At 58.9% G+C, this 22,375-nt stretch carries 18 protein-coding genes; 16 read left to right on the top strand and 2 right to left on the bottom strand.

Going from position 1 to position 22,375, the window contains the following annotated elements; translation table 11 throughout:
• Nucleotides 1-86: 86 nt before the first annotated feature.
• The gene (locus JAB6_RS03245; protein ID WP_254671437.1) at nucleotides 87-2,570 is read right to left on the bottom strand and encodes an alkaline phosphatase; all 2,484 of its coding nucleotides are present in this window, start codon (nucleotides 2,568-2,570) and stop codon (nucleotides 87-89) included.
• Between the two features lie 143 nt (nucleotides 2,571-2,713).
• Here JAB6_RS03245 and JAB6_RS03240 point away from each other — a divergent pair, with 143 nt between their 5' ends.
• The 10 genes from JAB6_RS03240 to rng all read left to right on the top strand — a co-directional run bounded on the left by JAB6_RS03240 (nucleotide 2,714) and on the right by rng (nucleotide 12,317).
• A complete protein-coding gene (locus JAB6_RS03240) occupies nucleotides 2,714-3,439 on the top strand; it encodes a YebC/PmpR family DNA-binding transcriptional regulator (protein ID WP_034747129.1) in 726 nt (241 codons plus the stop codon).
• Nucleotides 3,440-3,499: 60 nt separating this feature from the next.
• Nucleotides 3,500-4,768: a phosphoribosylamine--glycine ligase gene (gene purD / locus JAB6_RS03235; RefSeq protein ID WP_046686096.1), complete on the top strand. Its 1,269-nt coding sequence runs from the start codon at nucleotides 3,500-3,502 to the stop codon at nucleotides 4,766-4,768.
• A 125-nt stretch (nucleotides 4,769-4,893) separates the two neighbouring features.
• The gene (locus JAB6_RS29230; RefSeq protein WP_070301344.1) at nucleotides 4,894-5,703 is read left to right on the top strand and encodes a hypothetical protein; all 810 of its coding nucleotides are present in this window, start codon (nucleotides 4,894-4,896) and stop codon (nucleotides 5,701-5,703) included.
• 70 nt (nucleotides 5,704-5,773) lie between these two features.
• Complete coding sequence (locus JAB6_RS03225; RefSeq protein WP_070301343.1) at nucleotides 5,774-7,324, top strand: class I SAM-dependent methyltransferase; 1,551 nt, start codon at nucleotides 5,774-5,776, stop codon at nucleotides 7,322-7,324.
• A 107-nt stretch (nucleotides 7,325-7,431) separates the two neighbouring features.
• Entirely contained in the window at nucleotides 7,432-8,346 is a 915-nt protein-coding gene (hemF, locus tag JAB6_RS03220) for an oxygen-dependent coproporphyrinogen oxidase (protein ID WP_070301342.1), read from the top strand.
• Complete coding sequence (nadD, locus tag JAB6_RS03215; RefSeq protein WP_302622640.1) at nucleotides 8,343-9,014, top strand: nicotinate-nucleotide adenylyltransferase; 672 nt, start codon at nucleotides 8,343-8,345, stop codon at nucleotides 9,012-9,014. The genes hemF and nadD overlap by 4 nt, the downstream gene beginning before the upstream one ends.
• Nucleotides 9,015-9,704, top strand: a complete 690-nt coding sequence (gene rsfS, locus JAB6_RS03210) for a ribosome silencing factor (protein ID WP_070301341.1) — start codon at nucleotides 9,015-9,017, stop codon at nucleotides 9,702-9,704.
• Nucleotides 9,705-9,710: 6 nt separating this feature from the next.
• Nucleotides 9,711-10,181, top strand: coding sequence for a 23S rRNA (pseudouridine(1915)-N(3))-methyltransferase RlmH (gene rlmH, locus JAB6_RS03205; RefSeq protein ID WP_034747108.1), 471 nt, complete (start codon nucleotides 9,711-9,713; stop codon nucleotides 10,179-10,181).
• A gap of 8 nt (nucleotides 10,182-10,189) precedes the next feature.
• Complete coding sequence (locus tag JAB6_RS03200) at nucleotides 10,190-10,810, top strand: nucleoside triphosphate pyrophosphatase (RefSeq protein WP_070301340.1); 621 nt, start codon at nucleotides 10,190-10,192, stop codon at nucleotides 10,808-10,810.
• Nucleotides 10,811-10,853: 43 nt separating this feature from the next.
• On the top strand, nucleotides 10,854-12,317 hold the full coding sequence (gene rng / locus JAB6_RS03195; protein ID WP_034747098.1) for a ribonuclease G: 1,464 nt from the start codon (nucleotides 10,854-10,856) through the stop codon (nucleotides 12,315-12,317).
• Between the two features lie 101 nt (nucleotides 12,318-12,418).
• Here the strand turns inward: rng and JAB6_RS28325 are convergent, their stop codons facing one another.
• Nucleotides 12,419-13,204, bottom strand: a complete 786-nt coding sequence (locus JAB6_RS28325; protein ID WP_083292498.1) for a DUF2285 domain-containing protein — start codon at nucleotides 13,202-13,204, stop codon at nucleotides 12,419-12,421.
• A gap of 198 nt (nucleotides 13,205-13,402) precedes the next feature.
• Between JAB6_RS28325 and JAB6_RS28320 the strand changes: the two genes are divergently transcribed.
• The 6 genes from JAB6_RS28320 to JAB6_RS03170 all read left to right on the top strand — a co-directional run bounded on the left by JAB6_RS28320 (nucleotide 13,403) and on the right by JAB6_RS03170 (nucleotide 22,306).
• On the top strand, nucleotides 13,403-13,780 hold the full coding sequence (locus JAB6_RS28320) for an AlpA family transcriptional regulator (RefSeq protein ID WP_083292497.1): 378 nt from the start codon (nucleotides 13,403-13,405) through the stop codon (nucleotides 13,778-13,780).
• 344 nt (nucleotides 13,781-14,124) lie between these two features.
• Nucleotides 14,125-15,339, top strand: a complete 1,215-nt coding sequence (locus tag JAB6_RS03190; protein ID WP_070301339.1) for a phage/plasmid replication protein, II/X family — start codon at nucleotides 14,125-14,127, stop codon at nucleotides 15,337-15,339.
• On the top strand, nucleotides 15,332-16,414 hold the full coding sequence (locus tag JAB6_RS28835; protein WP_139143264.1) for a hypothetical protein: 1,083 nt from the start codon (nucleotides 15,332-15,334) through the stop codon (nucleotides 16,412-16,414). The genes JAB6_RS03190 and JAB6_RS28835 overlap by 8 nt, the downstream gene beginning before the upstream one ends.
• A 229-nt stretch (nucleotides 16,415-16,643) precedes the next feature.
• Entirely contained in the window at nucleotides 16,644-17,552 is a 909-nt protein-coding gene (locus tag JAB6_RS03180; RefSeq protein WP_070301337.1) for a YafY family protein, read from the top strand.
• A gap of 61 nt (nucleotides 17,553-17,613) precedes the next feature.
• Complete coding sequence (locus JAB6_RS03175) at nucleotides 17,614-19,029, top strand: hypothetical protein (protein ID WP_070301336.1); 1,416 nt, start codon at nucleotides 17,614-17,616, stop codon at nucleotides 19,027-19,029.
• 10 nt (nucleotides 19,030-19,039) lie between these two features.
• Nucleotides 19,040-22,306 carry a hypothetical protein gene (locus JAB6_RS03170; protein WP_070301335.1) on the top strand — a complete coding sequence of 1,089 codons (3,267 nt, stop codon included), beginning with the start codon at nucleotides 19,040-19,042 and terminating at the stop codon, nucleotides 22,304-22,306.
• The last annotated feature ends 69 nt before the right edge of the window (nucleotides 22,307-22,375 follow it).

Below are 22,375 nucleotides of genomic sequence, written 5' to 3'. Positions count from 1 at the left end.
CGGGTCTGACCCCAAAATAGCGCGCAGGTCAGGCGTAGGTCGGGTTAGCCCAAAGGGCGTAACCCGACAACATCCCAGTGCAGCATTTAGGAGACGACTACCGCCGCCGCGCCCGCCGTCACCGTCGCCGTCGTCACCCGTGCAATCACATTCGCCGGCGCCGCCGTGCCGATCAGTTTATTCACCTGCTTGAACTGCGCCACCAGCTTGCCTGGTGTCAAAGTCACCACCGTGTAGCCCTGCGCATCCGTGTTCAGGTGCTTGATCCACGGGTTGTTGCCCAGGCCGGACAATTGCTGCGCCAGGCCCAGCAGGGTCGTGCTGAAGTCAGTGCTCGCCTTCAAGCCGGCCTGCACGGCGGCGACCGTCGCCTCCAGTTGCGCTTCCGGCACGCCCTTGGCAGCCAAAGCGCCGCGCAACTGCACGCGCAATTGATCGAGCAGGCTGTCGACGGTGGGCGCCGTCTTGCCCATGGTGTAGTCGAGCAGATTGACGTCGAGATTGACCGTGCCCAGGCCCGTGACGGGAATGGCCAGCGGGTAGCTGACGAGAGTGCCGATATCGCCCATGCTGCCGGCCGCCGACTTCAGGTAGCTGAAGAAGGAATCGGAGCTGACGCCTGCCGACACCAGGTCCACCATGACGGGCGTGCCGCCTCCTGCCGCGTCGAAATCGTCGCTGACGGTGCCCGCAAAAAACGAGTGGATATCGCCGGTCAGCGCCACCACGTTGCCGATGGCATTGGTTTTCAGGTGCGACATCAGGTTCTTGCGCTCGCTGTTGTAGCCATCCCACTGGTCGCAATTGAGCAGGAAGCGCGTGAAGAACGGCGCCAGCGCCGCTTGCTGGCCCGATGCGGCGACAAAGCTCGACGCGGCGCCCTTGGCTTGCACGTCGGGCTTGATCCAGCCAAAGGCGATCACTTGCGCGGCGGCGACCGGCGAAGCGCTGTTGTAGGCGGCCACCGTGATGCCGGCCTGGGCCGTGCTCAATCCGGCGCCCACGGCAGCGGCGCCCTGCGCGCCGGTGTTGGCTGCCGCACCGGCAATGGCCATGGCCGCCGCTTGCGCCACGCTTTGCGCGGCGCCCGCCGTGGAAGCTGCCACGATGGCGGACGCCAGCGGCACGCTGCCCCCCACCAGCGGCAAGGTGCTGGCGATGGCCTGGCCCAACTTGCTCATGGCGCTCAGCGCCAGCAGGGTGGCGATCGCGTCCGTGCCATTCAAGCCCATGCGCAGCAAGGACACTTCATTGCCCCACAGTTTCCAGGTCGAAGTCGCAGCCTTCATCTTGCTTTTCCACCAGTCGCGTTGCGTGCTGCCCAGCATGCCAACGGCGGTCAGCGGGTCCGCGCCGGCCTTGGTGGCGGCCGCCATTTTCTGCCCTTCCACGCTGTCGAACAGCGCTTGCGGTACCAGGTAGCGGCTGCCGATGCTGCCCAGCGGCTTGCCCGTGGCCGGGTTGATGGTCGACTCGGCGATCGCATGGTCGGCGCGGTACAGGCGCTCGTCCGTCATCACCAGCTGCATCAGTTTGCCGAACTGGAAATCGCGGTAGATCTGGATGTTCTGGAACGTGGTCGCGGCGCTATCGAACGTGACGTCGGCCGGCATGTATTCGAACCACGCCTGGTTGGCGCTGCGGCGGCGGGCCGGCTGGTGCAGATCGGAGCCGTCGGCGGCCACGATGCCCTCGTAGGTGGAGGCATCCTGCCAGGCGTCGTCCGTGAATTCATGGTCATCCCAGACGGCGATGAAGGCAAAGCGCTCGTGCACGGCCTGCAGGCGCGCATCGGTGCGGTATTTCTTGTACAGGTAGCGGTAATCGGCCACCGTGGTCGCGTATTTGGCGCCGGACGCGCCGCTTTTGAACGTGCCGTCGGGCAGCTTCAGCTGGTCGTGGCGGCTTTCCACGGCGCCGCTCTGGAACGCTTCGCCCACCGTTTCATAGATGTAGTCGCCCAGATGGACGATGAAATCGAGGTTTTCATTGGCGGCGATGTGCGACAGCGCGCCCCAGTGGTTGATGCTCCAGTCCTGGCACGTCAGGTAGGCAAACTGCAGCTGCGGCACGTCGGCCGTGGCGGCAGGCGCCGTCTTGAAGCGGCCCACGTTCGAGCGCACGTCGCCGGCGATGAACTGGTAAAAATACACCTGGCCAGGCTGCAAGCCCGTCACCTTGTGGCGCAAGGTATTGTCGAAATCGGCTTTCAGGGGCAATTTCGCGTCGACGATGGGCGTGCCCGCCAGGGCCGTGTTGCCGCCCAGGGCGGCCGTATTGTCGCTGGCGCTGACGATCAGGCGCACGGCAACGTCGGACTTGCCGGCAACGGCGGGCGCGACGGCGTCGAAACTGGCGGGCACGACGCGCGTCCACAGCATGGCGCTGTCGGCGCGCGGGTCGCCCGACGCGACGCTTTGCGGGAATTTCCAGTCGCCGCCCGAAGCGAGCGGCACGCCAGGATCGCTGTAATCGGTGCTGCCGCAGGCGGCCAGGCCGGCGGTGGCCACGGAGACGGTAATGAAGCCGCCCAATTTCAGAAATTGCCGCCTGTCCATTTGACTTGCCATGATGTCGCGCCCTCGATATGGTGAAAGCGCGTCACTTTAGCAACAGATTATGTCATCCTGATGACGGGGCCATGCCGCTTGCCAAGGGGCCGATATGCTAAAATGTCGGCCACAATTGAACACCCGTCTAAGGAAGATTCGACATGGCAGGACATAGCAAATGGGCCAATATCAAGCATAAAAAGGCTGCCACCGATGCCAAGCGCGGCAAAATCTGGACGCGCCTGATCAAGGAAATCACGGTTGCGGCCCGCATGGGCGGCGCCGACGCCATCACCAATCCGCGCCTGCGCCTGGCCGTCGACAAGGCGGCTGACGCCAATATGCCAAAAGACAACGTCCAGCGCGCGATCAACCGCGGCAGCGGCGGCGTCGATGGCGCCAACTACGAAGAAGTGCGCTACGAAGGCTATGGCGTGGGCGGCGCGGCCGTCATCGTCGAATGCATGACCGACAACAAGGTGCGCACGGTGGCCGAAGTCCGCAACGCCTTCAACAAGAACGGCGGCAACATGGGCAACGAAGGCTCCGTCGCCTTCATGTTCCAGCACTGCGGCCAGCTGCTGTTCGCGCCGGGCACCGACGAAGACAAGCTGATGGAAGCGGCCCTGGAAGCGGGTGCCGACGACGTCATCGCCGATGAAGAAGGCGGCTTCGAAGTGGTGACCCCCGTGCACGATTTCGCCACCGTCAAGGAAGCGCTGGAAGCGGCCGGCTTCAAGGCCGAAGTGGCCGAAGTCATCATGAAACCGGCGACGGAAACCGTGTACTCGGGCGACGACGCCATCAAGATGCAAAAGCTGATCGACGCGCTGGAACTGCTGGACGACGTCCAGGAAGTGTTTACCAACGCGCTGATAGAGAATTAATCACTCTGTACTCAAGGGCGGCACCGCCGCCCTGCAACCCACATTGAACGAACGGTCCCTATGAAAATTCTGGTAGTCGGCTCTGGCGGCCGCGAACACGCCCTGGCCTGGAAACTGGCCCAGTCCGAACGCATACAGATGGTGTATGTCGCGCCGGGCAACGGCGGCACCGCGCGCGATGCGCGCCTGGTCAACCTCGACATCAGCGACCCGCAATTGCTGGCCGACTTCGTTCAGCAGGAACACATCGGCCTGACGGTCGTCGGCCCGGAAGTGCCGCTGGCAGCGGGCATCGTCAACCTGTTCCGCTCGCGCGGCCTGAAAATCTTCGGCCCGACCAAGGAAGCGGCGCAGCTGGAATCGTCGAAAGACTTCGCCAAGGCCTTCATGCAGCGCCACGGCATCCCGACGGCCGCCTACCAGACGTTCTCCGACGTCGCTCCCGCGCATGCCTACATCGACGCCATGGGCGCGCCCATCGTCATCAAGGCCGACGGCCTGGCCGCCGGCAAGGGCGTCGTCGTTGCCATGACTCTGGAAGAAGCGCACCAGGCGGTCGACATGATGCTGTCCGATAACCAGTTCGGCGACGCCGGCGCGCGCATCGTCATCGAGGAATTCCTGGCAGGCGAAGAAGCGAGCTTCATCGTCATGTGCGACGGCAAGAACATCCTGCCGCTGGCCACCAGCCAGGATCACAAGCGCCTGAAGGACCACGACCAGGGTCCGAACACGGGCGGCATGGGCGCGTATTCGCCGGCGCCGATCGTTACGCCGGCCATGCATGCGCGCGTCATGCGCGAAATCATCGTGCCGACCATCCAGGGCATGGCCAAGGATGGCATCACGTTCACGGGCTTCCTGTACGCGGGCCTGATGATCGACGACAAGGGCACGCCGAAGACGCTGGAATTCAACTGCCGTATGGGCGACCCGGAAACGCAGCCGATCATGGCGCGCCTGAAAACCGATCTGGTCACCGTCATGGAACACGCCGTCAACGGCACCTTGGACGCCGTGGAACTGGAATGGGACCGCCGCACGGCCGTCGGCGTCGTCATGGCCGCCGCCGGCTACCCGGACGATCCTGTCAAGGGTACGGCGATCGGCGACATCCCGGCCGAAACGCCGGACTCCGTCACCTTCCATGCGGGCACCCGCATCGACGGCGAACGCCTGGTCACCAATGGCGGGCGCGTGCTGTGCGTGGTCGGCCTGGGCGACAGCATCAAGATGGCGCAGAAGCAGGCGTATGAAACCGTGGAAAAAATCCATTTCGACGGCGCGCAATACCGCCGCGACATCGGCTGGCGCGGTTTGAAACACTGATCAGCCCTTTAGCGGCAAACGGCGGGGCCGGCGCGGAAGTCATCCGCCCCGGCCCCGTTTTAATTGGCGCGCCGGGAAAACGGGCTTTGCGCTAAGATTTTATCTTTCAGACAAAACTGCCGCCCATGCCCAGCCCCAGCCACATTCATCCTTCCCTCGCCCAGATACGCCAGCTCGGTCTGCTCACGGACGATGAACTCGACGACGCCATCGCCGAACTGGAGATCATCGAACTGCAGCGCAAGCATAACGAGGAAGAAGGCATCGACGTGCCGGAACTGGCCGCTGGCGCGGGGCTTGTCGACACCCTGGCATGGCTGCTGCTCACGGACCTGCTGCCACAGGACGACTTTTTGCAGCGGGTGCGCGACCTGCCGCGCCAGCATGGTGGCGCGGCCCTGCTCGAACGCCAGCAACTGGCCGCCGACGCGCTGCGGCAAGTCAACCGCCAGGCCATCGACACCCTGTACGACGAAGACCTGATCGACCAGTGGCAGCGCGACGCTGCGCACGCCCGCTTGCCGGCGGACCGCCTGCTCGCCTCGCCGGTCGCCGCCCTGCGCGACATGCTACGGCAAGGTACCTTGTCCGCGCCCCAATTCGAGGCACTGCGCCTGCGCACCCGCCAGCGCGGCTCGGAGCTGGGCCGCATCATCGTCGATGGCGCCGCGCAGCGGGCCCATCGCCCCGCGTATGCGCGCCCGGTGACATGGGTGATGCCAGTACTGCTGCTGGTGGTGGTATTGGCCGTTGCCGGCCGCTCCATCATGTCCCGGCATGCTCCCTCTCCCGCCACCATCGCCGAGCAGGGCGTCGAGCGGCCTGAGCTGCAGCAGAACGCCGCGCACGCCGTCGAAAGCGCGCGCCTGCCGGGCGCCGGGCCGGACCTGTCCATCACCGTCGTGCAGGACGGCGCCACGCCGCCGGCGCCTTGAACCACAACGCACTTCCCGCGCAGGCGGCCATGATGGCATACTGCCGTTTTGCCACCAATGCGGGGAAGCCATGGCCTGGAATGAAGGATACGTGTCGGATATCGAGTACACCAACGGTTTTTACAGCGACCTGAGTCCGCATCACCTCAATTTCAGCTGCATCCTCAACGGCGTCGAACCGGTGCCCCTGGACCAGCCCTACACCTACTTTGAACTGGGCTTCGGCCGTGGCCAGACGCTCAATGTCCTGGCAGCCGCCAATGCCAACGGCCGGTTCTACGGCAACGATTTCAACCCGGCCCATGTCGCTGGCGCACGCGCCCTGGCGGCCAAGGCCCAGTCGAGCAATCTGACCCTGCTGGAAAACAGCTTTGAAGAATTGGCCCAGGGCCACGTGCCCGATCTGCCGCAGTTCGACTTCATTACCCTGCACGGCATCTACACCTGGGTCAACCGCGAGAACCGCCAGCATATCGTCGACTTCATCGCCCGCTACCTGAAACCGGGCGGCATCGTTTCGCTCAGCTATAACGCCATGCCTGGCTGGAGTTCCGCCCTGCCCCTGCAGCGCCTGCTGCTGGAATTTGCCGCCAGCTTCCCCGGCCGCAGCGACTTGCAGATGCAGGCTGGCATCGCCTACGTGCAGCAGTTGCAGAACCTGCAGGCTGGCTACATCGCGGACAATCCCGCACTCGCGCCGCGCCTCAATGCGCTCATCAACAGCGATCCCCATTACAGCGTGCATGAATACCTGAACCAGAACTGGGAGCCGTTGTACCACACGGACGTGATGCGCGATGTGGCGCGCGCCAAGCTCGATTTTGCCGGCTCCGCCGACCTGCCTTTTGCCTTTCCCGCGCTGTATCTGAACGCCGACCAGCAAGCCACCATCGACTTGCTGCCCGACGCCGCCATGCGCGAAATGATGAAGGATTATTTTCTCAATACCAGCTTCCGCAAGGATGTGCTGGTACGGGGCGCGCGCCGCATGGGGGCCGTGCGCCAGGCCGAGTGCCTCGCCAGCGTGCACCTGGCCATGCTGGTGCCGCGTGAAAAAATGGCCTTTACCTTCCAGACCAAGGCGGGCATCGTGACAGGAAACGAGCAGGTCTACGGCGCCGTCTGCGATGCGCTGGCGACCGGCCCGCATAGTCTGGCCGACCTGGCCGCACTGCCCTCCTTGCCCGGACAGAGCGTGCAAAGCCTGGCGGAGGTGGCGGCCGTGCTGGTCACCGGCAGCCAGGTCGTGATGTATTTCCCGGCTGGGGCGCAGGATGGCAGCGGCGACGCGGCCGCGCGCCGCCTGAACCAGGCCATCGGCGCGCAGCTGCGCTACGGCGACGGCAATCGTGTCCTGTGTTCGCCATTGGCAGGCAGCGGCATCGACACGGAATTCATCGACCGGCTGCTGTTTTCGCTGCTCATCCAGGAAGGGGAACAGCCGGATTTGGCCACCTTGCAGGCACAGGCGGCCAGCGCCATGGCGCACTGCGGGCGCCGCCTGCTCAATGAGGGCGCGGCATGCGACGACGAGGCGGCGCACCAGCAGCTGCTCAATGCAGCCATCGAGGAATTCCTGCGTGAGAAACTGCCCGTGCTGCAGCAGTTGCACATGCTGTAAGGGGCGCTGGCCGCAAAACCACAGCGCCAGCGCCGCCCTATCACAAAAACGCGTAACAGGGTACAATCCGTCCTTACTTTTTTATTTCGGCCTCGTCGGCCCACGCGATGTCGTCAACTCCCTCCCCTTCGGCCGTCAAGGCTTATTTGCTCGATTTGCAAAGCCGTATCGTGCAGGCGCTCGAAGCGCAGGACGGCAAGCCCTTCCTGACCGATGCCTGGCAGCGCCCCGAGGGCGGCGGCGGCATTTCGCGGCTGATCGAGGAAGGCAATGTGTTCGAGCGTGGCGGCGTGAATTTTTCGCACGTCACCGGCGCCGCGCTGCCGCCATCGGCAGCGGCCGCGCGCCCTGAACTGGGTGGCAAGGCATGGGAAGCGATGGGCGTGTCGCTGGTGCTGCATCCGCGCAATCCCTACGCGCCCACGGTGCACATGAACGTGCGCTTTTTCAGCACCGTGAATGCCGATGGCGCACCCGTATGGTGGTTCGGCGGCGGCATGGATTTGACGCCGTATTACGGCGACGTGGACGACGTGAAGCATTTCCACCAGGTGTGTCACGATGCGCTGGCGCCGTTTGGCGACGAGCTGCATCCGAAATTCAAACAGTGGTGCGACGATTATTTCTACCTGAAGCACCGGCGCGAAGCGCGCGGCGCCGGCGGGATCTTCTTCGACGACTTCAACGCCCTGGGCTTTGACGGCAGTTTCGCCATGATGCGCAGCGCCGGCGACGCCTTCATCGAGGCCTATGTTCCGATCGTGGCGCGCCGCAAGGACACGCCGTATGGCGAACGCGAACGCGATTTCCAGTGCTACCGGCGCGGACGCTATGTCGAGTTCAACCTGGTGTTCGACCGAGGCACCCTGTTCGGCCTGCAGTCGGGCGGACGCACCGAGGCGATCCTGATGTCGATGCCGCCCGTGGTCAAGTGGCGCTACGACTGGCACCCGGAAGCGGGCAGTCCGGAAGCGGCGTTGTATACTGACTTCCTCGTGCATCGCGACTGGCTGCAGGCGTGACCGACGGTAGTACGGCGTGCGTGGCGCTGCTCGGCGGCAGCTACGATCCGGTGCATATGGGCCATGTCGCGCTGGGCACGCATTTTTCCAGCCTGCTGCACGCCGATGAACTGCGCGTGATTCCGGCGGGCGCGCCCTGGCAAAAGGGTAGCCTGGGTGCCACCGGCCAGCAGCGCGCCGAGATGGCCGGCCTGGCCTTTGCCGGCCTGCCCCTGCCCGTGGTGATCGACCGCCAGGAAATCGAGCGCAGCGAACATGGCCAGGCCAGCTACACCATCGATACCTTGCGCCAGGTACGCGCCGAGCTGGGACCGCGCGCTTCCATCGTTTTCCTGATGGGCGCCGACCAGCTGCAGCGGCTCGCGACATGGCGCGAATGGCAGCAATTATTTGAATACGCGCATATCTGCGTCGCGGCCCGCCCCGGCTTCGCGCTGAATGACACAGCAGTACCGCAAGTGGTCGCCGACGAATTTTCGCGCCGCCTGGGGTCTCTGGAAAGCATCCGCAACACGCCGCACGGTCTGACTTATCTGGCACAGGACTTCGCGGTGGATATCTCCGCCACCGAAATACGTGCGGCATTACAACGGGGGAATCGGGCGAACTCGCTTGTTTCCCCGCTAGTGCTAGACTATATTGAACAACATAATTTATACAAAAGCTAAATGGACATCAAAAAACTGCAAACCCTCGTCGTTGACGCCCTTGAAGACGTCAAAGGCCAAGACATCGCCGTCTTCGAAACGAGTCACCTGACCAGCCTGTTCGACCGCATCGCGATCGTCTCCGGCACCTCGAACCGTCAAACCAAGGCGCTGGCCGCCTCGGTACGCGACAAGGTCAAGGATGCCGGCGGCCAGATCATCGGCATGGAAGGCGAGGAAACCGGTGAATGGGTGCTGGTCGATCTGGGCGACATGATCGTCCACATCATGCAAGCGCCTATCCGCGCCTACTACCGCCTGGAAGAAATCTGGGGCGACACGCCGGTCAAGCTGGGCGCCGCCAAGCGCGCGCCGAAAAAAGCGGCCGGCGACGAGCCGAAAAAGGTCAGCGGCCATCTGGCGGCAAGCAAGGCCAATGTGGAAGCGACGCCCGTGATCGAGAAAAAGACACCGGCCAAGAAAGCCACGGCTGCCACCGCCGCCAAGAAAGCCCCGGCGAAAAAAGCTACCGCTTCCAAAGCCGTCGGCAAGACCGTGAAAGTCGCGCCAACCAAGACCGAAGCGGCTGCCGTGAAAGCACTGAAAGCACTGCCAGAGAAAAAAGTACGCGCCCCACGCGCGGCCAAGCCGGCAGCCGATGCTGCACCGGCAAAAACCGTGATCAAGCGTATCAAAAAAGTCGAAGAGTAAGCCTCGATGCAGCTCATCATCGCTGCGGTCGGCCATAAAATGCCGGCCTGGATAGAGACGGGCTTCGCAGAATACGCGAAGCGCATGCCGCCGGAATTGCGCATCGTGCTGAAAGAAATCAAGCCGGTGGAGCGTTCCGGCAGCAAGACCGCCGCCACGGCGATGGCGCTCGAACGCGAACGCATCGAAGCCGTCCTGCCCAAGGGCGTGCGCATCATCGCCCTCGACGAACGCGGCAAGGACCTGACCAGCGTCGGCCTGTCACAGCAATTGATGGCGTGGCAGCAGGATGGCCGCGACACCGCATTCCTGATCGGCGGCGCCGACGGCCTCGATCCGCAACTCAAGGCACGTGCCGAAGGCATGCTGCGCATTTCCAGCATGACCCTGCCGCACGGCGTGGTGCGCGTGATCCTCGCCGAGCAGCTCTACCGCGCGTGGTCGATCACGCAAAACCACCCCTATCACCGCGTCTGAACTCCTCCATGAAAACGGCTGATCACAAGATCTACCTCGCTTCCAAAAGCCCGCGCCGGCGCGAACTGCTGCGCCAGATCGGCGTCGATTTTGAATTGCTGCTGCTGCGCAGCGACGGCCCGCGCGGCGCCGACGTCACCGAGGAAGTCCTCCCCGGTGAATCGGCGCTCGACTATGTCGCCCGCGTGTCGAATGAAAAAGCCGCCTTCGCGTGGGACCTCGTGCGCCGCCGCCACCTGACCCCGCGTCCCGTACTGGCGGCCGACACCACCGTCACCATCGACGGCGTCATCCTCGGCAAACCGGCCGACCGCGCCGAGGCCGTGGCCATACTGGAGCAGCTGTCGGGCCGCACGCACGAGGTACTCACCTCGATCGCCGTGCACTACAAAAACTTCGCCGAGCAGCGCACGCAGGTATCGCAAGTGCGCTTCGGCGTGCTCTCGCCCGCCTCGATCGCCGCCTACTGCGCCACGCCGGAACCGTACGACAAGGCCGGCGCCTACGGCATCCAGGGCAGCGCCGCCCTGTTCGTCGAGCATATCGAAGGCAGCCATTCCGGCATCATGGGCCTGCCCCTGTACGAGACGGCGCAATTGCTGCGTGAAGCAGGTTTGCCCCTGCCCTGATCCCGGGTATGATGTCATTCGTTGCCTCCACTCCCGCGCCTCCATGAACGAAGACATCCTGATCAATATCACGCCGCAAGAAACGCGCGTCGCCCTCATCCTGCAGGGCGCCGTGCAGGAATTGCACATCGAGCGCACGCTCACGCGCGGCCTGGCCGGCAATGTGTACTCCGGCAAAGTGGTGCGGGTGTTGCCGGGCATGCAATCGGCCTTCATCGACATCGGCCTGGAGCGCGCCGCCTTCCTGCACGTGGCCGACATCTGGGAAGCACGCGGCCACGACGGCCAGAACGCCACGCCCGCTCCCATCGAAAAAATCCTTTTCGACGGCCAGGTGCTGACGGTGCAGGTGATCAAGGACCCGATCGGTACCAAGGGCGCGCGCCTGTCGACGCAGATTTCCATCGCCGGGCGCATGCTCGTGTACCTGCCGCAAGACAAGCACATCGGCATCTCGCAAAAAATCGAAAAGGAAGCGGAGCGCGAGCAGTTGCGCGTACGCCTGCAAAGCCTGTTGCCACCCGACGAAAAGGGCGGCTACATCGTGCGCACCATGGCCGAGGACGCGTCCGACGCGGACCTGAAGGCGGACGTCGACTACCTGAGAAAAACCTGGAGCACCATCACGCACGGCGCGCGCACGCGTCCCGCCACCAGCCTGCTGCACCAGGATTTGAGCCTGGCGCAGCGCGTGCTGCGCGACTTCGTCGGCGATGAAACGGCCACCATCCAGGTCGACTCGCGCGAAAACTATGTGAAATTGCGCGAATTCGCGGAGATCTACACGCCCAGCGAACTGACACGCTTACAGCACTACACGGGCGAGCGCCCGCTGTTCGACCTGTATGGCGTGGAAGAGGAAATCCTGCGCGCGCTGGGCCGCCGGGTCGACCTGAAATCGGGCGGCTACCTGATCGTCGACCAGACGGAAGCGATGACCACCATCGACGTCAACACAGGTGGTTTCGTCGGCGGGCGCAATTTCGCCGACACGATTTTCAAGACCAACCTGGAAGCGGCGCACGCCATCGCGCGCCAGCTGCGCCTGCGCAACCTGGGCGGCATCATCATCCTCGACTTCATCGACATGGACAATGCCGAGCACCGCAACGCCGTGCTTGCCGAACTCAAGCGCACGCTGTCGCGCGACCGCACTAAGGTTTCAGTGAGCAACTTCTCGCCGCTGGGCCTGGTGGAAATGACGCGCAAGCGCACGCGCGAATCGCTGGCCCACATCCTGTGCGAACCGTGCCCCGCCTGCGCCGGCAAGGGACAAGTCAAGACCTCGCGCACGATCTGCTATGAAATCCTGCGCGAACTGCTGCGCGAGGCAAAACAGTTCAACCCGCGCGAATTCCGCATCCTCGCCTCGCAGGAAGTCGTGGATTTATTCCTCGAAGAAGAATCGCAGCACCTGGCCATGCTCGGTGATTTCATTGGCAAGAAAATCTCGCTGCAGGTGGAGAATGCCTACCACCAGGAGCAGTACGACGTGATTTTGATGTAGGAAATTTATACAATTAAATCAATAGCTTATCTACAAATTTTGTAAAATAATGTTTTAGCTACGCAGCTGACTACACAAACAGCAGCACTGCAGTTTACTCATTACTCCTCATCAGATTTACTGTCATCTTCCTCCTTGGTGCCGCTTTTATCTTGAAGATAATCTAGCGGCACCAATTCAAGGTACCCGCCATTCATTAAAGCCCGTGCTCGCTTTTTATCCTCGCTAAGCATTCTGCGCGCCCGCGAAAGCGCATCTCCTGTTGGCAAAGTCCTTGTCCGATTGTATGGTGGATATATACACGTAATTATTTCATCATCGGAAGCGTTTGCATAAATGGCATCCAGAATTCGCAAACGAATGAGGAGCTTGTGCCGTCGAGGTTTCTTGATCTTAGGAAGTGGCGCATCTTTAAGTCGAAGCAATGACTCATAACGATCCATCTCCGCCATTAAATCTGCTCGGACATGCGAGAGCATTGACTCTACTGCCGCCCTCCCTGCACTAATTGTACGACTTAGATCGAGCACCACTGCTACTTCACCTTGCTTCAAGGTCAGATTAAGTTCACGTTCGCTGGAAAACTTGGGTACATAAAAACCGCTGTGCCGCTCAGGCAGCCACGCCCGGCTTTCATCCCCAGGCGTAGGGGTATCGTAGTGCTGATTGAAGTCTTTTAGAGTTGTCCGCCCAAACCTAGCATAGAGGTCCCTGTATCCAGGTCCTCGGGCATTCGGTTTGATCGCCTGATACTCAGGATTTCGCCTTAAAAACTCCCAAGCCCACCTCCTAAATGACCAGTTCACACTGATGTCATAAGCATGTTCATCATCCCAGCTAGGACGTTGTCTCTTCACTTCTTGAACCTGTGGTTTGGATGTGTTCATGCAGCTCCCTTAAATAACTAAATCTTTTCACGCAGAACAGTCAGGATACATCAAAAGACTATAACTTTTTCACGGAATAACGCGTAATTGGCTCTTTTCGTGCCCAATGACTACAATCAATAATGTTGTTTTAATTGCATCTATTTGATGAGAAAATTCTTCTTGTCGCGACATACTAAACATGCCCACGGAGAAGAAATGAAAACTGTAAAACATCGAGAAATATATAAGGCTCCCCATAAGAATGCTGACAAGGTTGACGATCGGCTATTAGTCACCCCAGCTCTGGACTCGCTTCCCGAAGCATTTCAAGAACTCATCAACACCGCCCGAAACAGCCCAAATCGAGCCGTTCGTAAAGAAAAGGAAACAGCAGAGAGTTCCGGCATCGCGAGGTCTACTTTATGGCGCGATGTTAAAGCTGGAGTCTTTCCACCACCTATCAAGGTCTCAGCAAGGTCTGTAGCGTGGATTTCTGAAGAGGTGAACGCGATACTTGCGGCAAAAGCACTGAACACGCGTTCGAGGCAAAAAGTGGACATAAAGAAATTCGTCTCGTTGCTTACAGCCATCTAGGCAAGTCACACGGCATGAACGTGCATGTGTTTGATTGTCTCGCAGGATCGTTAGTGCGTGCACGTCAACTGCGTCATGTCAGCACAACATCGTAATACCGTAATACCGTACAACATGGCAACAAACACACCATACATAGACGGTCATTATCAGTTTGCAGACATGGCAACTGCATCCGTACATAGCTAACAAAGAGAGCTATCTACTTGCCAATGATGCTCCCCTTAAAGAATAACTGTTTATACCGTTTTCAACAGCGATTAAGGTCGCTACTTAGCCTGCCATAGCATGGTCTAGCGGCTAGGCAACGCAAAAAAACAGCATGACCATTGAAAGGAACTGAAATGAACAAGGACAAAAAGCGGTTACAGCACATGATGGATTGCATCATGATCGATACCATGGGTCTTCGAGTTCACGGTGTTTTCGGCGTTAAGCTTCAACGGGAATTCGCACAAATTAGCGATGATCCTGAGATCGTACATAACTCCAGTTGGGCCAAGGGCCAACTAAAATCGAACTCAGGCAAACAAATGCCGTTGCGAGTCCGGTCGAAAAAATCTGGGACAAAGCTGGAAGTAGAGGGCAGCAACTCTATGCACTACGTCGGCCACAATATTGTCACCTCGGGCGACGCGGTCATGACTGCGTATTCGATGCTGGATGCTGTCAGGTGTCAGTATCCACTGGAATTCCAGCACCCGCGTCAGGCTATGGTTTTCAGAATGGGGGAAGGTGTTGAGGTAACGAGGATCGATACCCCCGCTATGCTAAAAGTACCTGACGGCTTCAATGCAGGAGCCATTATTAACGCATTAGCATATGCTGCCCTAAGCGCTGGCGTCACAACCAGCATCTACCCCAACGAGACAGTCTACTTTGATCAGCATTCCCAACTCGCGTCGTTAAAGGCATATGTAAAAGCACTGGAAATGAAGCAAAAGCGACGCGAACATAATCTGCCTGATAGCCCAAACGCTGCTGCCCTGATGAGTCTTGCGGAAACCACCGTCCGCTTCGAGGCCGTTTATCGCTTAAAACACTTGAGCCGGGAATTTGACGGGAAGCCTGTTACGCCATCCATGCTTTCCCCCAAGACACTCGCCAGCATGTTTTTGAATTTGCTGGACAACTACGATCTCAAAGGTAGCTTGCGGCGGTTCTTGAAAGATGAAGAGCTATGGCTTATCCGCCCGCCCTATCGCTCTACCGTAGCTCTGTGGCAACGCGGTGCGGATCTTCAGAGGTTGTTCAAGGGCGATGAAAAACTGCTGATTGGTCATCGCAGAGTGCTAAAGAAACAGTACAGCATAGATATATTCCTGCCCCCGCCGGGTACGATAGAAATGCCAATTGAATTGGGTGAAATCTTGCGCATCGAGAACTTCGTGCCGATTCCTGCTGCAATCAAATCAGACCCCGCGCTGTTCTATGACCGCGATATGCAAGCTGAATGGATCGCGCGCACTAGAGAGATCGGGCAACGTGGCATCAGTTCAATCTACGTTGATCCTTACCACTACGACGTTGAAGAAAAAGAGGTTGGCAATCATGACTAAATTCGTGCGTATTCACATTGATCTTGAACACTTGGGTACTGAAATACTTGTCCTTGTACCAGACCTTGGGAACGGTGCCAACAACCTCCCAGGGGCCATATTTTTTACGCTATGGAAGACGATCAACGGCAAAGCTCTTGCAACTTCCGTGGTAGCCGACATCACGCTGCCACACGCGGTCTTACCACCAAATATTGCACTTGGCACTAGCGTGTTTGCTGCCGGGCGTGCAGGATTAGAACTGGTGCGAATCGCGCTGGCCCGTACCGGTTTGCCAAAATCCGCGCTTGATCAGATCGGGATCGGGCATGTGTCAGTGCAATCCGCATCTATCACCTATATTCTGCCGTTTGCGCATGCAGAACAGGCCTCTAATTTCAAAAAATTGATTCGCCAACACGTATTGCTGCTAGGTCTACAGATTATGCCGTCCCACGCTGATAGTCAGAGTCAATATCGTGCTGCGCCCGGCAGCACGTTTGCCGGCGAAGATCAGTCGAATACCGATTTTCTAGGAGTGACGGTGTCAGTCGACTTTAGGCCCAATACCAATTTCGTTTGTATTGATGTCACCCTTGATGAAAACTACCTCCAGCGATACGATTGGGCCGAACTAAGCAATTGGGATGCCGGGTATGCTGGGAATCGATATAAGCACATTTTTGATCGAGCGGTGCGTGGAATCCTGCGCCTGGATGGCCCGTTGGCCCAACACCCGGAACCGAGCAACGCTGCACTTGCTCAACTGGGGCCGAGGAACGAACAGCTGTTGCGCGAGTACTTCACAGGCAAAGACCCCAAGATGTTTTCCGGCTTCCCTTTCAGGCCACCCAATCTTGACTCTGGAAAACGGAAAGGTTGGCGCACTGCACAAAAGGTAATTCTGGAGCAAACAGGTATCGATATCAAAAAACCTTGGCATGAGTACCAGTGGCAACGCCCAGATTTGCTCGTGAAACAGCTTATTTATCCAGGCGACCATTCACCAAAGTCGCGCGATATTTCATTCCGCTTTTGCGCAGAGAACTGGCCGGCACTGCTCGATAGCCTACGTAGTGAATACGACAACGTTTAGAACCAATATTAATAGGAAGGGCATCGATGTTGCATAGGGGTGCAGTATGAATAGAAAAGACAGTTCCCCTTAGCTAAAACTCTACTTCCTATTTTTCTTATCATTTGGTAAACTCCCCCGAAAGTTTCCATAAAGAATTAACGATTCAGACTAAAGGTTTCTCCTCAAATATTCGGGGTGCTGCCTGCCCCGCGACACTACCTGTCGCGCGAGGCAACTATATTGCCCCATGACATCTACCAACACGACCAATAGCGGAAAAGGGGAAAAACTGGCCCAGCGCTTGTCCCGCATCCTCGCCCGCCTGCATCAGGGCGACCGAATCGACAAGCACCAGTTGGCCGAAGAGCACGGGGTCGACGTGCGCACCATCGAACGCGACTTGGGGGAGCGCTTGCTCGGCATCGCCGAACGCGACTCGGAAGGCCGCTGGCAGCTGACGCACGCTGCCCGCAGCAGCATTCCCGTCAAACACCTGCACGGCTACGCCCGCTTATCCGGCACCGAACACCTGTTCCCCGACGGCAGCCTGCGCTATCTGCTGGAACAACTGAACACGCCCGAAGTACACCGTGCTACCCAGGTACAGGCGACTCCCCAAGAGGATTTGCGCGGCACCCGTACCTTTACCGCGCTCCATGCTGCCATCGCCAAACGGCATCCTTGCAGATTCATCTATAAAGCCCGGCCGCGACTTGCCCAGCCATACCGACTGATTCACAAAAACGGCATCTGGTATGTGGCTGCGGAGGAAGGCGCACGGCTCAAGAACTTCAGCGTTGCGCTGATCGATCAACTGGAAGTAGACGAAGCGGCGCAGTTTCCATTCAATCCCGCGCACGCCGACTACATCGATGTCCAGGACGATGTGTGGTTCACCACGGAAACCACGGACGTGCTGCTGCGCGTCGCCCCCGATGTCGCCCACTACTTCAGTCGCCAACCGCTGCTGCCGCATCAACGGCAACACGCAGAAGATGACGGCTCGCTGCTGGTCAACACCCGGATCAATCACATCAATCAATTATTGCCGGTTGTACGGCACTGGTTGCCCCATGTGCGGATACTCCAGCCGCGGGCGTGGGAGGAGGAACTGGTTCGGGGCCTGAAGCAGGCGATCCAGATGTGGGAAGGTTGAGATGGATTCAGCCTACATTTTTCCGCCGCCAATTTTGCCAATATAAGAGTTCGGAGCCACCATGAATAATGAACGCAAAAAAGCCATCACACAGGCGGTCAGCGCCTGCCCCATCTTGCCCGCGCAGGCGGCGGAGCAAATCGGGCGGATGCTGGAGGAAATCAACCAGGCCAACACCCTGATGAGCAATATCTCCATGACCGCGCAAAACAACGCCATCAAAGGCGGAATCGCCGCCGAAACCTTTCATGCGGAGTCGTTCAATCTGGACGCCATTTTGAAGAACAAGGACGTGCGCGCATTCACCGATGGATTCGCCAACTCGCCGCTGGAGCGCAACCATCAGCTGCACGACATCGTCGTCATGAAGGACGGCGAACAGGTGCTAGGCGCGCAACTGAAGTACTTCCAGAACGCCGATGAAACGCAAAAAGCCTTTCGCGCCTCCAAGAACGGCGTGCACAAGTACGAAAACACCGATGTGTTCGTCGGTCCATCCGATCAGATCGACGGCGTGCGGACTTCCGCCCAAAGAACAGCGATGAAGAACCAGGAAACACGCCCGGAAGTGGCGCGCGCGGCGGAAAAGGTTCGTGACAACACCGTCGGGCATTTGGATGCCGACGGTGCGCAATCCACACCACTGAGCAAGTCCGAAGCAGAGCAGCTCGGCAGCGGCTCCAGGACCGGCAAGAAGCGGCATGAACAGATGCAGGACGGCTACCTGAACAAATCCACGCTTCAGCAAAGCCTGAAAGCGGCAACGACGGCGGCCGTAATCACCGGCGTCGTCGCCGGCTGCATTAACGCATTCCAGCACATCCAGCAGGTCAGGAATGGCGAAATCAGCGCAGAGCAGGCGGCGCGCATGATCCTGAAAGACACCGTGATCGCCGCCGCCGACAGCTTCTTGAAGGCGGGCGTGGCGACGGCGAGCGTCAGCATGGCTGCACGCTCGCTGCCTGAGCTGTTCGCCGGCTCCACCTTCACGCGTAGCCTGTCTACTGGCACGGTCGCCGGCGCGGCCATCTGCGTGGTGGATTTGGTGCAATGCCTAGTGCTGTTCTCCGCCGGAAAAATGAGCCGTGAAGAATTGGAGACGCGTACTGGCAAGAATGTCTTCCAGACCGGCGCCGCCGTCGTCGGTTCCTCGGTGGGCGCGTCGATCGGCGCGCTGGCCGGGCCGCCGGGGGCACTGATCGGCGGCTTGATCGGCGGCATGATCACCTCGCTGGCGATGAGTATCGCGCTGGACAATCACGTCGAAAAAACGTTTCAGCTGACGCTCGCTGCGACGGAGCGGGTCGTCAGCAATGGAGTTACCGCTCACGATACGCTGCAGTACCTGCATCGCTCGCAAGAATACTATGCCGATTTCCACAAAGGGTTGTATTTTTCCGAACAGCATTTCGCGCAGCAAGTCAAAACCATGCAGGTGCAAAGCGTGCGCCTGAAAGATAAGATCAACAAGCTCTGAGGTATGAAAAATGAATGAAGCACCCACAGTGGAACAAAAACAAATCTTTGAAGCGTCCCTGGAAGGGGCGGAGTTCGATGCCGTCAATGCGCTAGTCGCCAAGCACAAGTACAACTCCGCGGTGACGCAGCAACTGGCGCTGGACGCCTCGAAACTGGTGACGACGAGCCAGCAGCGGCTTGCCCAGCAATCCGGAGCTGGGTTCGTCAAGCGCCTCGCCTGCGCCATCAGTGGCAAGACCAGTGAAGACCAGTTGCTGAACCAGATGGATATGCTGCAAATGCAAAAGTTTGCCTGGCATTACCTGCAGCAATTGCAGTACCAGAATTTGATAAACTCGCAGGCCATCGCGGTCATCCGCAACAATCTGGGCACGATGAATGAAACCATCATCGAAACCCGGGACTTCCTCGAACAAGCGGTCGACAGGATCGACCAGCGACTGCGCCACGTTGAAAACAACACCAGCTTCAACAACTGGGCATTGCACATAGAGGCGAACAAGCGCCAATGGAAATCGACACCTAAAATCCTGCTGATCCTGCGCCTAACCTACGACTTCATGCGCAGCCATCCGAGCGTGGCGCTGTGTACGCGCGATATCGGCAACTACCTGGTCAACACGCTGGAAAAGCTCGATGTTAACTGCGACGAAGAGGTCAAGCTAATCGACTTCATCAGTGAACTGATTGACCAGATAGCCTTCCCCGGCATCGACCAGTACCGCAACATGATCGATCTGTCGTTCGATGTCCATATCGTGGATTCGCATTTCATCCAGAAAAATATTTCCGGCACCGGCTTCAATGCGCTGTATTTCCTTTCCGATCAATATGAGAGGATCGTCGATCTAACTAGCGACAGCGAGCTTTGCAATAGCGATGCGGCCCGCGAAAAAATCATCTCCAAATTTTTCGGCAAGGAGTTCTCTGGCCTGAGCACAAGCTACAGCATCCGTCATCTGATGTATGAAATCATCGGTGGCAGCCAGGTCGCTATCGATGTCTACAAGGACCAGCATGGCTTGAACCCGATTCTGGAAGTGGCCGCCGGGAAACCTCCGCCAGAAGAAACCGTAACGCTGCTCCCCTCATTGCCGGATATCCATGCACACACCTTCTTCGACGGCAAACACAGCGACGAATCGAAGCGCAGCTATCTGCTATTGCTGGCACTGTGCGTTGACACTGCGGCGTCTTTCAATGCGCAGGCGCTGGAGTTCATCGCGCTGTTGGCTGCGAAAGGCAGCCAGCCCGGAGTTCGCGAAGACATCCTCAGACTGGCCGACAATCCGCGCAAACTGAACGAATACCAGGCCACTATGCTGACGCTGCTGGATGACGACCAAAAGAAATTCACCTGGCTGCTCGATGCATTCTTCCTGCTAACGCTGGCGCAGAAGCCAATTGAAAGCCCGCAAATCAAGGCGCTACTAGGCGCTCTTAAGCCGACCCAGTTGAAGGAGTCCCTGCCGCAACTTCTGGCCATCATTGGCGACGACGACGAGTCCAGAGTCCTGGAGGCGGCGCTCAAGCTGGCCCCGTGCACGCAAGGCTGGGAGAACGCTATCCGATACCGTAAGCTCCGTTTTAGTGGCTACTTCGCGGATGCGGTGAAGCGCCTCAATGCCGCCAGCTGGGCGGGAATGAGTCTTATCTCTGATATGAGCAAGGTGTACGTGAAAGGCATGGAGCATTCGTATTTCTTCAGCTACTCCGACGGCAGTTTCCTCGACAGACTGACTGAAAAGGCCGCAGCCACCTTATGCACCCAAGGCCGCAAGTCCGCGATGTCCAGCCTGAACGAGTCCCGCAAGAAAGCGCTGGACTTTCTGTCCGAGCACCGTTACGCGCTGCATCATGCAAACGGCGTGGTTGGACGTTGGAACATTCCTAATTTCGAGTTCAAGGATGACATCGGCCATAGCGATTTTAATTTGGACAACGCGGCTGAGAATGAGGATTGGGGCGACCAGTTCCAGCGTTACTACAACCAGATCGAGGGCACGCTGAATGCGTTCGAGGAAGCTTGCGGCAATGTCATGAAACAGATCGAGTTCTTCATTGAAGGGAACTTCGATAAGTCCGTCCATGCGATCAAGGAACAGAAGCGCGCGGAATACCTGAGTCAACAACAGCGCGAGAAGCTGGCAAAGCAATCCGTGACCATCAGCAGGAATGGCAAGGAACACATGTTCGCTACCGATTGGCAGCGGGTCGAGCATCCTCCGTGCGATCCGGAGCAGATTAACCATATTAAGACGGACGGAAAAATCTGGCTGATTGCCGCCAAAATCGATTCGGATGACGCGTTCTATCGCAGCGAGGACGGCGTCAATTGGCGGCAGATCCAGATCGATGTTCCGCAATTTAAAGTCTGGCTGGATAGCATCAGCGTCGTCAACGGCATGTGGATCATCAAGAACCGCTCGCTACGAGAAGGGACGCGCGATGAAGGCATCTATTATTCGAGCGACGCCTTAGTCTGGCAGCATAGCGCCGGACCGGGCGGCGCAAAAAACAGTCAGCTGTCGCTGAACGACGGCCACCTTTCTTATGAAAATATCATGTACTTCAAAGGCATGTGGCTTTGGGTGACGACGCAATACCAAAAATATACCTATATTGAAAAAGGCATCTGGAGCGATTCCACGAAAACCGACAGCTATCCCAAGTCCATACTCTTTTCTGCGCAGACCCTTGATGGGCCGTGGCAACGCTGGGACCAGACGCCGCAGCTTAACGATGGCGTTGAGGTGAAAACGATGCGTTCGCTACCCGGAGAAAACGCGCTGCTGGCGTTTTGCGAATACAGTTGGTCCTATCAGCGCAACAAGAAAAAGCCCGACACGCCCCCCTTCGTGATGTACTACGGAGCGGGCAAATCCTGGCAAACCTGCGACTGGGATAGCGACACGCGCTTTTCCCATTCCGGCAACAAGCCTCTCTTTTCGCAACTGGACGGCAAGCTAATGTATTTCTCTTCCGGCGACATTCTTGTGTCGACCAAAGGCTATGACTGGCGCCGGCACGAGGCGACGCTGCATGTGGACGACCACTTCCAGCTGCAAGACCTGAGCCTGTTCACCTCCAACGGTGGTTCGGCGCTTCGTCTGAGCCAGGATGGCAAGCTCTTTAAGGAGATCGCGCTCGAAGACGGTGTCTGGCGTCATCTGACAGCCAACGACGGTGGCATGTTAGGCGTTCATTATGCCAACAAGCATGAAGAAACCGTCTTGCTTGTTGGGCGCTATATCCTCCAAGAGTTAATAGAATAATATTCTTTTCCGGGTCAGCAATGAGCGGTCACACTAGCAAAGCAAGGTGCTGCTGGCCCCGCTGAAGCT

It is taken from the genome of Janthinobacterium sp. HH104 (assembly GCF_001758715.1).
Taxonomy (GTDB): Bacteria; Pseudomonadota; Gammaproteobacteria; order Burkholderiales; family Burkholderiaceae_D; genus Janthinobacterium; species Janthinobacterium aestuarii.
The sequence above is the reverse complement of the archived record's forward strand: the minus strand, read 5'-3'. Positions and strand labels throughout refer to the sequence as shown.

Excerpts from the sequence above, each read along its gene's own strand:
- JAB6_RS03245 (WP_254671437.1), bottom strand. The coding sequence starts at position 2,570 with ATGGCAAGTCAAATGGACAGGCGGCAATTTCTGAAATTGGGCGGCTTC.
- JAB6_RS03240 (WP_034747129.1), top strand. The coding sequence starts at position 2,714 with ATGGCAGGACATAGCAAATGGGCCAATATCAAGCATAAAAAGGCTGCC.
- purD (WP_046686096.1), top strand. The coding sequence starts at position 3,500 with ATGAAAATTCTGGTAGTCGGCTCTGGCGGCCGCGAACACGCCCTGGCC.
- JAB6_RS29230 (WP_070301344.1), top strand. The coding sequence starts at position 4,894 with ATGCCCAGCCCCAGCCACATTCATCCTTCCCTCGCCCAGATACGCCAG.
- JAB6_RS03225 (WP_070301343.1), top strand. The coding sequence starts at position 5,774 with ATGGCCTGGAATGAAGGATACGTGTCGGATATCGAGTACACCAACGGT.
- hemF (WP_070301342.1), top strand. The coding sequence starts at position 7,432 with ATGTCGTCAACTCCCTCCCCTTCGGCCGTCAAGGCTTATTTGCTCGAT.
- rsfS (WP_070301341.1), top strand. The coding sequence starts at position 9,015 with ATGGACATCAAAAAACTGCAAACCCTCGTCGTTGACGCCCTTGAAGAC.
- rlmH (WP_034747108.1), top strand. The coding sequence starts at position 9,711 with ATGCAGCTCATCATCGCTGCGGTCGGCCATAAAATGCCGGCCTGGATA.
- JAB6_RS03200 (WP_070301340.1), top strand. The coding sequence starts at position 10,190 with ATGAAAACGGCTGATCACAAGATCTACCTCGCTTCCAAAAGCCCGCGC.
- rng (WP_034747098.1), top strand. The coding sequence starts at position 10,854 with ATGAACGAAGACATCCTGATCAATATCACGCCGCAAGAAACGCGCGTC.
- JAB6_RS28325 (WP_083292498.1), bottom strand. The coding sequence starts at position 13,204 with ATGAACACATCCAAACCACAGGTTCAAGAAGTGAAGAGACAACGTCCT.
- JAB6_RS28320 (WP_083292497.1), top strand. The coding sequence starts at position 13,403 with ATGAAAACTGTAAAACATCGAGAAATATATAAGGCTCCCCATAAGAAT.
- JAB6_RS03190 (WP_070301339.1), top strand. The coding sequence starts at position 14,125 with ATGAACAAGGACAAAAAGCGGTTACAGCACATGATGGATTGCATCATG.
- JAB6_RS28835 (WP_139143264.1), top strand. The coding sequence starts at position 15,332 with ATGACTAAATTCGTGCGTATTCACATTGATCTTGAACACTTGGGTACT.
- JAB6_RS03180 (WP_070301337.1), top strand. The coding sequence starts at position 16,644 with ATGACATCTACCAACACGACCAATAGCGGAAAAGGGGAAAAACTGGCC.
- JAB6_RS03175 (WP_070301336.1), top strand. The coding sequence starts at position 17,614 with ATGAATAATGAACGCAAAAAAGCCATCACACAGGCGGTCAGCGCCTGC.
- JAB6_RS03170 (WP_070301335.1), top strand. The coding sequence starts at position 19,040 with ATGAATGAAGCACCCACAGTGGAACAAAAACAAATCTTTGAAGCGTCC.